Here is a 12,703-nt window from a genome sequence, read left to right as displayed (position 1 = left end):
TTCCTTTAGCGAGCCTATTAGCTAGGTACCACAGGGCCATTGGCAAGCTCTGAACGAAGTTGTGTTTCAACGTCTGTTAGCCAGGCTTTAAGATCGTCTTCTGACTCAAGCATCGGCTTATTTAAGCGGATATGTTTCACTTTTGGTGCTAGTTCGCTAATGGCATCTTTAAGGGCTGCATCAAAGCGGCCTGGTAAAGCGGATATACGATCATTCCACTGCTCAAAACTTGTTACTTCTATAGCATCGTATACTGCGGCTGGTGAAGATAAGTTAATAGATGGGATTGAACTTAGACTACGCTTTTCTAGTAGTGCTTGTTTTTTTGCATCGTCTAATTTAGCCCAGTTAGTATCGTCCATTAAGTCGCGATGACATGCATTGAACTCGTCTTCATATTCAGAGAGCTTCGCTGTGATGGCGTCACGTAATGCCGATTCTGCTTGTTTTAATAAAGGGCTAATAGGGTTAGGCTCAGCTAACAAACTACGATTGCTTTCAATGGAGTCCATTTGTTCAGTAATAGCACTATATATTGCTAAATCTTTGCATAAACGAGAAGCCGTTTTCAGCTCATTCCATTGGTTAACACGGTGTTTAGCTAGATCTGCTTGTTCTTGCCACTCGATAAATTGACTTTGGATTTCGTCTTTTGATTCATAAGCTTGCTGCAACTGTTCGTTACCATCGTACATTTCTAAATTGGTAAGAATTGTGGTGCTGGGTGCTAATGGTAATGGTGCTTCACCACCAGCACTACGCGCAACGTTTTTAGCGTTGGTTATCGCCTGCGATAATTTACTTTGCTCTTCATTAGCGCCACAATTTTGCCCTTCTGGTAATAACGCGTTTATTAAGCCACGTACTTTAATGATTTGTAATTTTGATAACGTTACATTTTCAGGGCGGAACTTAGTTTGAGTAACTGAAGACCTATCTAAACTTTTGGCATCAACAGGGCGTTCTTGTCCGTCTTTTGCATTGAGCACGCCGGCAGCGACCATGGCAAATAGGGCGCCTTCAATGGTGTCTTTACCCCAGCCGTAAGGTGCATCTTTAAAGTGGTCGATAATTTCTTTACCTGTTTTTACTAAACCAATAAAGCGTTTAATTTCAGAGCATACAGGGTGTTTATCTGCTTCATCATTATGGTCAATTGCCTCTAATGCATTAGGGTCACCTTGAGTGCTGGCGCGATTGTAAACTTTAGCCCAACCTTTGTTGTCAGCCATTTTAAATTTACTATATAGACGCTGACTTGCTAGTTTACCTGCATTTTGAATTTGCTCTGCTAGGTTTTCGCCTTCAACCTCTTGACCTCCAGCGAGTTTTACCTGAATTTGGCTAAAGATATCTTTTAGGATGGCCTTTTTTGCACGATCAGCTTCTTTGAAGCGATACTCCATTGCAGCATAGGCTTCTTTACCTGCATCGGTTTTAGCTGTGCCTCGCACATCTATCGTGGTTTCTGCGGCTTTTAACTCGACAATCGCTTTACGTAATTCATCACGTTGGGATGTTGGTACATGAATGTAAATTGTTGCAGAATCAGGATCGGCACCACGCGCTAAAGCATTGAAGTTCTTCTCTGGCACTTCTGGTGCCCACGCGTAGAGCTTTTTATCTGCATCACTCGGCAGTTCTGCGCCAAACTCAAGGTTAATTGGTCTTGGCTCGGCAATATCACCTTGCGTTATACGAGCTTGTGCGACTTGTTTGCGAACAAATTGTTGTATTTCTTGTGAACGGAAGTATTCAAGCTTTTGTGGATTGGCTTTTAATTCATTCTCTTGTTGGCGGTACATATCGTACCATTGTTGGCTTTCGACTGTCTGTAGGCGGTATTCTTCACCCACAGATGTTTGCATTGGCATTACTAAACCATCATCAACGAGTTGATTTAGCAGTTTTGGTACCAAAGCTCTTAATTCATGTTTACCTTCTTGCAGGTTTTCGAGCAACAAATCCGAAAGTGTATCTGCTGTGGCAGCAATGCCTGATTCAATATCTGTAGGTAATTTGCTGATTAATAGTATCAAAGCTAATAAGCGAGATTGTAATTTTTGATCGTTGTCACCTGCTTTTAAGCGACTAATAGTTTCATAAATATCTTTACCAATCGCACCGCTGTTTAATAGCTTAGTTGCTATTTGGTCATAAATATAATCTGCTGGCACCACACAACCTAAAGGCTTTTCAGCTGTTGTTTTTGTTGCTTCATGGACAATACGTAACTGGTTACGTAATTGAGAGCCTGTTCCTGTTTTATCTAACGCTGGAAGTACTTTTTCCCAAAAGCGGCGACGTACTGGTAAAAGCGGATAATCTGCCACCATCCATTTTTCGTCGTCTTTGTTGTGCTCGATGGTACTACCACGCAAATGACGACTAATTTCACCTAATTCGTTATTGATAACGGTTTGTACGGCGCTTCGTGCGTTTTCATTTTTTTGTAAAATGACTTTACGAATAACAGAGTCAACATCGGTCTCTTGAAGTTGCACGTTAACTGTAAAACGGCCCATAAGACGCTGTAGGTTTTCAGTGCTAGTTAGTGCGCTTTGGCCTGTGCCGATAAATAATAATTTTGAGTTTAAACGTCCATCTTCACCACAGGTCTCACCAAGCTCTTGGACAGCCATGGCAGTATCTATATCGTCACCAATGTATTGCTGTACTTCATCTAATACTACTAGGGTTAAAGGTAATTCTCCGTTGACAGCGATAGCGTCAATTACTGCTGTAACCATTTCGTTGTTTGATACGTCTTTAACCTGCTGATACTGAGAGCGGATCATCTTGCTCACTTCGATGGGGGACGGAGCAAAGTCAGGCATTTCATTTAATATTGCATTACCAATAACAGGTGACATATGAAGGTTTTTTAATTCATGCTCCCATGGATCTTTGCCTTCTCTTTTTTTTGCATTGGTGGCTACGTATTCTCGAACTTGGTTATAAATACCTTCTTCTTTTAGCCACATTACAAACCGTGCTAAATGATATTGCTCAGGTAAACCAACTGATTTAAAGATAATGCTTAAAAATGCCAAACGAACATTTTTGCCAGCACTAGAGCTAAGCGTGCCAGAAGCTGCATGTACACCGTTGTGCTTAGTTGCTAGAGTAGATAATTTATCGAATAGGGTTTCAATATTACTAGGTAAATCAACAATGCTACGCGCGGTTTGGCCGTTATTTAATGTTTGATTGGTCCATAGTGCACGTGCCATTTTGGCTAAATGAGATTTACCTGAACCGAAGAAGCCGCTGATCCATACACAAGGCTGCTTGGCATTTTTTTCCACACTGGCTATGTAAGATTTTAGTATTTTTTCTAAACCAGTTGCATATGCACCATTACATACAAAAGTTCTCAGCTCGTATTCAAGAATATCTAACTCTAATTTTGTTAAATCATCTTTTACCGTTGCTACGCCTTCATTCGCTAAATGGCTCTGTAATGGATCGTTAAAATATATTTCTCTATTTAGCATTTGCTAGTTCCTTATGACATTGCTGTGATGGCAGTTGCGTGATAGCCCCACCCATCCTTGGCATCTAAAAGTTTAAAATTGTTTTTTTGATATTCACCGGGGAAGAAGACCACAAGACGGCCTTTAACTTGTTTTGCAACCTTTTCAACCAGGCCTGATACTGAAGCGAACCCAAATAATGCACCACAGCCAAGAAGTGCAACTACACCATCCTCGTTTTGGTTTTCATTAATTCGCTCTGATAGGCTTTCGATAAGCTCATCTGAAAAGTCTTCATATAAACTGGCAAGATATTCTGGGTCTGCAAAATAACCTTCTTTATATTCTTGGTCTGCCATCCACTTTTCAAAGCTGTGAGTTAGATCAAGTTCAAGCCAAGGATGACCGCTTTTTATTGTACTGGCTTCAAATTCGCCGATACGTGATCTAAGTTTAAGCTCATCTTCTTTGTTATAGACGACAAAAATGGTGCGTTCATCAGCTGAAACAGCTACAGGCCAGGGAATACTAATATGGCTGTCGAAGCTGTTTAGCAGCTTGGATAATCTGTCAGACATTATTCTTTATCCTCTTCCGGCTTTGACTGTGTCAAATCTGGTAACTCTATGTTAGGGAATGTTACTTCTATGATGTCACTTACTTGCTTGAAGTTTATTAAACCTCGCAAAGATGCGCGATGTGCTAAATCGTATAGGTGTTCTTTATCTTGACTTAGCATTTGGCACCAAAAGCTATCAAACATTCTTTGTCCGGTTAAACCGTGGCAATAAGCTAGAAAAAGTGCGTATGCTAAATTAACGTAAGACGCTTTTGGTTGAATGCGGTATTTTTTGGCTTTACCTTCTAAGTAGCCGGCCTGGGTCCATGTGCCATTAATGTTTTGTGCGAATGATTTAAGTGATGCTGCACTAAAGCGATTTGGATCATCTTTTGCTAGATGCTGCTCTACCGTTTCTCTTGGTAAGTGTTCGCCTAATTGTAGTGGTAGTATGACACTAGCTGAATTCCTTAAAATAGGGTCTCTTGCTATTGCTAATTGCAGCGCTAACATTGGCTGAGCGTCTTCTGATAGCTCCCACCACTGACGGAAAACATTAAATAAAGGGATATCCATAGACATGCCATATAGATCTACAAGGTGCCTAAAGGTTAATGAACGTGATTTTTCGGTTGGCTTATGCAATATATTAAAATTGATTATATCGTCTTCGTAATCTTTTTTTGTTGCGCTTTCATCACGAGCAAAAAGAAGCTCTTTAAGCTCTTCAATCATCATGCTTCTAGCAGAGTGTGCGCCATTTTTGCCAAATTTAAAGCCTATTTGGCTAAGTGTGTTTTCTTCAACCATGTTCATTCCTGATAGCCTGGGGCTATCTCAATATCTTTAAGATTAAGTTGTGATTTATTGATTAAGTGCAACTGGTAAGTATTACAGTTTAATGTGCCTTGTTCGGTACAGTCTACGTTCCATTGTCTAAGCAAATAACCGAGTAGAGCTGCTCTTACTTCTAATTTTAATTGCCCGTTGTCCATTTCGTAATCAAGCTCTATTGCTTTTGGGTATTTTAGCTGTGGGTGCGGCGCTAAAATTATATCGTAAATGGTGTGCCATTGGGTGTCTTTATCTGCGTATTCTTCAGGTTTAATGAGTGACTGCAGTATTTTTGGACATTCAATACGGGTAGCAACAAAATCTCTAAATTCTTGGTTTGATCTATCAAATGCACGTACATGCCAGCGTGTGCCATTATTTACAATAGAGTGGGGGATTAATTCTTTTGAAGTTGTGCCGGAACTTAAAGATGTATATAGGCACTCAATTGCTGATTTAGAAGTAATAGCACGCATTATAGTGGCGATTATTTCGCTATTTGGATGTATTAAACGCGTTGCGTTTTGGCAGTAGTCACTTGGCTGAACGCCACTAGACAGGCCATCACCAAAACCACGGCATAAAGCGCTGAGAATACTCTCAGCGTTATGTGCGAACAAAGGTTTAAAGCTTTCTAAGCGGTGGTAGCTTTTAGTTGTATGACTTAATACTAGATTTTGAGGTGCAAGTTCTTTATATGATGAAAAATCACGAGTACACGCGGCTAAGCCAGTTTTAAAACGCTGAATTAAATCAGCTCTTGCAACTTGGCCAAAGTACTGCAGATTAAAATCTATGAACGCTAAGCGTTCCCTCTGCGCATGTGTGAGTGCATCCAATGCGGTACTAGTCATAAATATACTAAATCATTATTTTGTAGTAACTATATCAGGCAAATGAAAAGATGCAATCAAAATGAGTTAATGTGGTGTGTTTCTTAAATAACTACAATAAACATTTGACATTAAATGTTTTAGCAATTAAATTGCGTTTTAAGGGCAGAGGCTTACCTGCGGTTTGTAATGTACTTCTTACAAAACAAAGCACTCGAATCGTTTTCAGATAACACCTACGATATACACTTCATTCTTGGACTTAGTAGCCAGAAGTACGCCGTTTAAAATATACAACGGGGCTTTAACTATTTTTTAAGGTTATAGAATGAAAAACAATACCTCAGTTCCAACTACATACATCCCTCTAGAAAAATTTCATATACTGCCTGTAACTGGTTTAACACCAGAGAACTTAAAATACTCAGCTAAAAAAATTATTAAAGACAGAGAAAAAATATCTCCTACCACAAGGCTTAATATACTAGCTAAAAGCCTCGGTATTAAGGGTGGTTTTGCTAACTACGCAAATGAGTTTGAAGAAAAGATTAAGCCATTCATGGTAAAGCATAACTTGCATAAACGAGTTAATTTACTTGAGCATAAATACCGTGGAATGCAACTAGGCTACACACAATTTACCCACCAGCAAGTATCTGAGAGGCTGTTTTACTCAAAAGGGCAGATGCCGAATAAGTTATTTACTGGGCACGACTTCGATTTTTCAGGTGTTTTAACCTGGGATATGCTAGAGCTAAATACCGCACTTGAGGTTGATAGTGATTGGGAAAGTATAATTACCAACGATATTCATTTAAAGGTTTTCAGTGATGGCTATGACATAACTCAATTAAATGAGCGTCAACAGCAGCTTTTATCCCAAGGGCTATCAGCAAAAGTAGCTTTTAAGGTGGTCGATAAATCAAGCCTACCAAGTTTCATAGACCTTATCACTGATGATAAAGCTCAAGACGCTACTCCAACTGCAGTTAAACATAAAGAGTTAGTAACTACTGCTGCAGAACTAATATTAGTTAAGAATCACAATACTGTATCCAGTTGTTATAACTTACTCGGGGACAATCTTTGTGATACGTATTGTTATGGCCCTGATTCAGAGGTAGAAGTTTATTTTGAAGAGGGAACGCTTCAATCTGAAATTCAATCAATAAAAAAACAAATGGAGTTTTTTTCAAATGCATTAAATGAGAGGTTTCAGGCTAGTGATTGTGGATGGGTTAATGTAATACCTTACAACGAAAATCTTATTTTTCTTTCTGACAATAGTGGCAACTATGACTTTTTAATTAAAAACCAAAGAGATAAGGTTTTTTCACATCAGATATATGGTGATTATCTAAAACGAGCTGATATACCAAGCTTTATTGAAGACTATCGATTTAAGCGTTGGGAGTACTTTAACTATAAAGGTAATCGTGAATTAGACAGCCACTTAGCAGAGCAACATTACTATGCTAATGGCGGTTTAACTAAAAATTACCCTGGGCAACATGTAATATTACAAAATTATTATGAAGTGTCTGGTGATTATATTACTGAAAGCCGCAGCTCGAATAAGCGCTTACATGGCTTTAAAAAGATTAAGCTAGCCGAGAAAGAGCTAATGGTTTCAGAGCTTATAACCATAGATGAAATAAATGATTTTTTACATAAAAACCATGAATATTTTGCTACCAGAAAGGGTGACTCGTTACCCCCATTAAATAGTGAGTGTTATAAAGGTTTAGCTGCTACATGTACTTTTTATGATGTGCTGGCTTATATTGGCTGGGCAGAAAAAGAAACAAACGTTCCACTAAGATTACTAGCTTACGACGAGTACTTAGCTGTCAGAGGTAATGAAGTTGGAAAAAGTGCACACTCTAATAAAGGCAGTGATATGACCTTTCATACACCTGACGGTAGGCAGTACCCCGGGCACCCACCATATATGAATGAGAGTGACTTTGATGCTTTAACATTACGGTTTCCTGAGAATTTAACTAATTTTGAAAAAAATGGGTTGGAATTTATAGACTCGAACTTTTTTGCAGAATGGCTTTTGGAAGGCGTAAGTATTCGTTCAGCAAGTTTAACCTCTTTTTATGGCGACGCTAATGTATTAAGGGCATCTGGTCCGCGAGATTGTACAGGTAAATATAAAGGCATAAAAACAGGCTTTAGACTTTGCTATGAATTAAGCAAGTAGGCTTTATTAAAGCTACCCCGCTATGGGGTAGCACTTTAAGCTGCAGTACTTGCAGTGTCTCTTTTCCCAATTTTTTCACTTATCCATTCTTCAACTTCACTTTCTACCCAGGCTACAGAGTTACCACCTAGCTCGACCTTCATTGGAAATCCACCAGCGCTCATAAAGCGATAAACAGTTGAACGGCTTAAGCCTGTGATATGTAAAACTTCTTTTAATTTGATTAAACGCATGGGATTTCTCCGGTTAGGTTATTAGTACATATCCTTTCCGGGGGTAGTAATTTTTTACTGAGGCGAAACAAAAACGTTAAACATATACATAACTATTTTGCATAAACCATTAAGAGGGCATAACAATGCAAAATAACAAGTCACTATACGAATTTGATCACCCAGTAAGTGATGAACAAATACTTGAAGCTGCTGCTTACATAATCGCTCAAAAGCAATTTAGGCATGGGGCTTTAACATGTCCGAAAGACAGTGAAGAATATTTAAGGCATAAGCTGGCGTTGGTTGAGCATGAGGTGTTTGCCGTCCTGTTCTTAGATAGCCAAAACCGGATACTCGAATACAAAGAGTTATTTAGGGGCATTATTAACGCAGCAAGCGTATACCCACGAGAGGTAGTTAAAGAAGTATTAGCGCTAAATGCAGCATCCGTAATACTGGCGCACAATCATCCCTCAGGCGTCAGTACGCCGTCACAGGCCGACAAGTTAATTACTACCAAATTACAGCAGGCGCTCAACCTGATTGATGTTTCGATAGTCGATCACATCATCATTGGTGAAACCAGCTATTCATTCGCTGAGCATGGCTTAATTTAAAGGGAGTAGGTTATGGCTATTAAAATAGAGCAAGTGCCAGGATTAGACGTACCAGAATCATTGTTTGGTGTGATCGTTAATGCAGTTGCTAAAGCAGGGGAGTCGGTAGGATGTGCTAAGGCGCTAATTATTAATTTTCGTGATAAAGACTACAGTGCTAAAGCCGGTGGATTTCATCCTGTTGAGGTAAGGCTAGAAAAACGGGGTATTGGTTGGGAGCTTATATACATTACTGATTTTTCATACCAGGGCCGACCTGATTCTGAATTAGTAAAAGAGATTGATGTGTGCTTTGTGATTAAGCGGGTATATCACATGCTGGTGGGCTGGTTGAGTGAACGAGAGGGGAAGGACCTTTTAACCTTGTTTGTGGCTAACTTTGTTGAGTATTACAACACAGGTTGCTACCAGGTCAGTATTACAACTTATTAAGGAGTTGGTTATGGCTGAAGTACAAGCGATTAAGGACCTTGATACAGTTAAGTTAATTAGTTATTTGCTTGAAAAGCGGTGTTCTAAGCAGATGAGCCATATTTGGAATATAGGATTGAACCTAGCATTGCGTATATCTGATTTGTTGTCTGTTAAATTTACGGATATACAAAACGACAGGTTAATTATATTTGAGAGTAAAACAGGAAAGCTAGCAGAGATTAAGCTTAATCAGAAAGCATTAGCGTTTATCCACGAAGTACGCATAACTCATCCCAACCATGTTTACCTATTTCAATCGTATCGTAATCAACAATCTAAAAGTTCAATAACACGACCCTTGTCACGCAGGGCTGTTACAAGAGCATTTGCGTTAGTGGGTGAAGAGCTTAATTTAAAGCTAGGTACTCACTCAATGCGTAAAACACGAGGTTACCACCTCTATCATAAAACCCAAGATATCGCCCGTGTAATGAAAATGCTTCGCCATAGCTCTGAAGCAACAACACTGCGTTACATTGGAATAACCCAGGAGGAAATTGATAAAGACTTTGAAGAGTTAGAGCTATAAATTTATTACATATAATAGGAGTAAGTTTGTTATGTCGTTAGAAAAAGCCGTTGCATGCGGTGTAGTAGGAAATGAAGTATCTAAGCAAATAACCGGTAGCTGTGAGCCGTCACTCAGTAGAACAGCTATTGCTGTAAGCTCTGGTGCTGTAGCAGGCGCTACTGTATCTGGTGCGATAGTAGTTGGGTTAGGTGTGGCATCTGCACCTGTTACGGTGCCATTGGCTGTTGCTAGTGGCTTGCTGGCTGGATTAGCGAGTTTATTTGATTAGAAGTAAACAAAGAACGCATTTAGCAGTGCGTTCTTTTTTTGTTTTTGTAGTGTAAATGGCGCTTCTCGTAATGCTATTTTGGGAACTTACCATCCCTTATATACTAAGGGTTTGAGCTTATTTAGCTAGTTGAAGGTCTCAAAAGCGCGTTAGAACAATTTATGAGAAGCACAGGTCTTAGTTAAAGTATCACCTCTGACTATAACCAAAACAACGCTGCCCTAAGCCGTAATGCTTAGTATTAAGTTTGGCGAAGTAACTTACTCGACAATAAAGAGCATGGAAGTTTTGAGCGAAATTAGGGTTATTAGCGTCAAGGTAATAGTGTGCATTATCAGGCAAATGAACTAATTCCATCGTTTCATTCAGCGTTAAGGACAACGCACTTGCCCAGGCCTTAGCTATTCGGGTAAACAAGTTATCGCTTTCTATATTTATTTTACCCGTACAGTGGTACCGGTCCTTATTGAAAAACAGTACAAGATGATAATGCTGATGGTGAGCTTCGTCCTTCTCTCTAGTCCAAATATATCTAATATTACATGGATGTGGAGTTTTACCATCACGAACTTTACGTTTTGTATCTGCTTTAATCTGCGCCTCAAGAGAAGCAATAAATCGTGTAATAATTTTATTGCTATCTAAATCAACTGTATTTGAATAAGCAGGTAGCCTTAAATCAATTCTGACTGCAAACGTTCTTTTATGTTCACTACATGCAGCATGCATTACTTTCTCAATAGCATTTAAGTAGGGAATAACTAGTCGCTGATCTACTCTAGCGAGTGTTTGATATTGCTTGTATGTAGGGTTTGTTGTTACTGGGTATTGGGTTGGGTTAGTCATTATCTTTCTCCTGTTATGTATTGGTTCATATCAGGTGTATGAGTCGTAGTTTTTTAATTGGTATTTGTTGTGATAATGACTTCGTTACTAGTAACTCTTATAAATATTACCAAACCGAAATTTAAAGAAAAAAGATCAATCAGATTTGTTATACCTATTTTTAATAATGTGCTACTGGGGTGCTGTTTAACGTGTTTATAATCACTCTGAAGTTATGACTGCTCTATAAAAGTGTGCAAAGGAATCAGGGACGCATTGAAATACGGGGTGTTTACCAGATTCTAAATTGGATTTTGGGTCTCTAAAATCTACGTTCATATTGGTAATATTAACTTTATCACTAAAGTCGATACTAGAAGAGATAACTAAATTTTCAATTGAACTTATATCTGGATATACAGCTTTAGTCGGGGTTTTTATGAGTTCTATATCTATATTTTTATCTGTACAACCCAAGCTAGTTACCCATGATAAGTATTCTTGTTTGCTAGGGATTGTAGGGAGGGTGCTATCACATTTATTCTGATATAAGTTGAATAAAATATAATGAATGAGTAGGTTCGCGAAACTTCCTATTAGCACAGAGGTTAAACGGCCATGAATAGCTGCCATGAACTCAAAGTTTGCAGGACTTAAAATCTGATTGAAAGCATCTTCTTCTGAAATAGGCTTAAGTACATGTCCCGTCTTATTCAGTAAGCGTAATAAACCGTAAGAAGCTAACCTGAATAGAACATCGTCGAAGTAATCGAAAACTTGAGTCGGCTGTTGTTTCAAAAATTGAATTTCATCTTTTTGCTTGGTATCACTATCTAACCACTTATTTTCAAGACGAAGTAACTCCATAAAAAGAGATTCTCTTCTATGAGGTGAATCGAGTAATAATGGTAAAAATACCGCTGTGTATAAATTAGGTTTTTTATTCTTAATTTGTGAGATTATTAAAGGGATAACCATCAGGTATATATTAGATGCTTTATTGCCTTTTTTTATTTTAAATACAGAACTACGTTTTAAATTATTAGCTTCACTACCAACTAAGCCTTTTCTTACTTTTGGCTTTAAACTGTGATATTTTTTGATCGTACATCCTGTTACTGGCTGGCTTATTAAGTTTCCATTTTTAAGTAGCTTTATAGCCGTTTTTAGCTGAGGCGATTCTAACCCACATGCTTTAGCTATACTTGCCATTGTAAAGCCTTCTATGTACCCATGTTCATCTTGGTTTAATGCAAAGAAAGACCATACTAATCTAACAGGCACCCTTAGTTTAAATTTCTCGAGCTTTGCCAGCATTTCGCTAGATATTAATTTACTCATTTCGATAAATTCATTGAAGATAAAATTGTAGCAATCCTTAGGTCGTCCCCGATTAAGGTGCTCAACTTTGAGTTTTGAAATGGCATCGATGTTTAGTAGTTCACCTACAACTACATTAAATTTATTGTATGGACATCCTCGTTCAATGAAGTCAGTTTTAGATAATTCATCTCCAATAGTCTTATCCATAATTAAACGAATTAAAACCCATTTTGAATATGCTGACAAACTTGAGGTTAAAGTGAAAAACTCATTCATTTAATTGATTACTCATGAAGTATATATACCAACCAGTAGACCAGTTTGAAGCCTATAACACAATAACAGGGTGTTATTTTATTAAATAAATAAAACATCTAATTGGTGTTTAATTCGAGTTATAGTAAGTCACTAACTAGTGCGTATTTAAACGCTAATTGATGTTTAAGTTAGATTCTAATTGAAATGCAAAAATTCAAAGAAATATTTGCTAACTAATAGGTATTAAATTATTGTCTTGGATGAAATCTACAAACACAAG

General features: G+C 38.2%; 12 protein-coding genes. 5 read left to right on the top strand and 7 right to left on the bottom strand.

Features of this window, described 5'->3' with window-relative positions:
• Window positions 1-17: 17 nt before the first annotated feature.
• Genes brxC through H5088_RS10910 form a run of 4 tightly spaced genes read right to left on the bottom strand, consistent with a single transcriptional unit; the run spans window position 18 to window position 5,723 of the window.
• A complete protein-coding gene (gene brxC, locus H5088_RS10925; RefSeq protein WP_182752860.1) occupies window positions 18-3,497 on the bottom strand; it encodes a BREX system P-loop protein BrxC in 3,480 nt (1,159 codons plus the stop codon).
• An 11-nt stretch (window positions 3,498-3,508) separates the two neighbouring features.
• The gene (locus H5088_RS10920; RefSeq protein WP_150138109.1) at window positions 3,509-4,054 is read right to left on the bottom strand and encodes a BREX protein BrxB domain-containing protein; all 546 of its coding nucleotides are present in this window, start codon (window positions 4,052-4,054) and stop codon (window positions 3,509-3,511) included.
• Window positions 4,054-4,845: a hypothetical protein gene (locus H5088_RS10915; RefSeq protein WP_182752859.1), complete on the bottom strand. Its 792-nt coding sequence runs from the start codon at window positions 4,843-4,845 to the stop codon at window positions 4,054-4,056. Before H5088_RS10915 ends, H5088_RS10920 begins: the two co-directional genes overlap by 1 nt.
• Window positions 4,846-4,847: 2 nt before the next feature.
• Window positions 4,848-5,723, bottom strand: coding sequence for a WYL domain-containing protein (locus H5088_RS10910; RefSeq protein ID WP_182752858.1), 876 nt, complete (start codon window positions 5,721-5,723; stop codon window positions 4,848-4,850).
• 307 nt (window positions 5,724-6,030) lie between these two features.
• Between H5088_RS10910 and H5088_RS10905 the strand changes: the two genes are divergently transcribed.
• Window positions 6,031-7,911, top strand: coding sequence for a hypothetical protein (locus H5088_RS10905; protein WP_182752857.1), 1,881 nt, complete (start codon window positions 6,031-6,033; stop codon window positions 7,909-7,911).
• A gap of 35 nt (window positions 7,912-7,946) precedes the next feature.
• Here the strand turns inward: H5088_RS10905 and H5088_RS10900 are convergent, their stop codons facing one another.
• Window positions 7,947-8,144, bottom strand: coding sequence for an AlpA family transcriptional regulator (locus H5088_RS10900; protein ID WP_010557263.1), 198 nt, complete (start codon window positions 8,142-8,144; stop codon window positions 7,947-7,949).
• 125 nt (window positions 8,145-8,269) lie between these two features.
• Here H5088_RS10900 and radC point away from each other — a divergent pair, with 125 nt between their 5' ends.
• Genes radC through H5088_RS10880 form a run of 4 tightly spaced genes read left to right on the top strand, consistent with a single transcriptional unit; the run spans window position 8,270 to window position 10,017 of the window.
• Window positions 8,270-8,743: a DNA repair protein RadC gene (gene radC / locus H5088_RS10895; RefSeq protein WP_182752856.1), complete on the top strand. Its 474-nt coding sequence runs from the start codon at window positions 8,270-8,272 to the stop codon at window positions 8,741-8,743.
• 12 nt (window positions 8,744-8,755) lie between these two features.
• Entirely contained in the window at window positions 8,756-9,175 is a 420-nt protein-coding gene (locus tag H5088_RS10890; RefSeq protein WP_182752855.1) for a DUF2787 family protein, read from the top strand.
• 10 nt (window positions 9,176-9,185) lie between these two features.
• Entirely contained in the window at window positions 9,186-9,746 is a 561-nt protein-coding gene (locus H5088_RS10885) for a tyrosine-type recombinase/integrase (protein WP_182752854.1), read from the top strand.
• Window positions 9,747-9,777: 31 nt separating this feature from the next.
• Window positions 9,778-10,017 (top strand): hypothetical protein, encoded by a 240-nt coding sequence (locus tag H5088_RS10880; RefSeq protein ID WP_182752853.1) that lies wholly within the window; start codon window positions 9,778-9,780, stop codon window positions 10,015-10,017.
• 189 nt (window positions 10,018-10,206) lie between these two features.
• Here H5088_RS10880 and H5088_RS10875 read toward each other — a convergent pair whose 3' ends face one another.
• Both H5088_RS10875 and H5088_RS10870 read right to left on the bottom strand, forming a co-directional pair.
• Window positions 10,207-10,863, bottom strand: a complete 657-nt coding sequence (locus tag H5088_RS10875; RefSeq protein ID WP_182733262.1) for an inovirus Gp2 family protein — start codon at window positions 10,861-10,863, stop codon at window positions 10,207-10,209.
• A gap of 201 nt (window positions 10,864-11,064) precedes the next feature.
• Window positions 11,065-12,441, bottom strand: coding sequence for a hypothetical protein (locus H5088_RS10870; protein ID WP_182752852.1), 1,377 nt, complete (start codon window positions 12,439-12,441; stop codon window positions 11,065-11,067).
• Window positions 12,442-12,703: the final 262 nt, after the last annotated feature.

Source organism: Pseudoalteromonas sp. SR43-3 (genome assembly GCF_014163875.1).
Taxonomy (GTDB): Bacteria; Pseudomonadota; Gammaproteobacteria; order Enterobacterales; family Alteromonadaceae; genus Pseudoalteromonas; species Pseudoalteromonas distincta.
The sequence above is the reverse complement of the archived record's forward strand: the minus strand, read 5'-3'. Positions and strand labels throughout refer to the sequence as shown.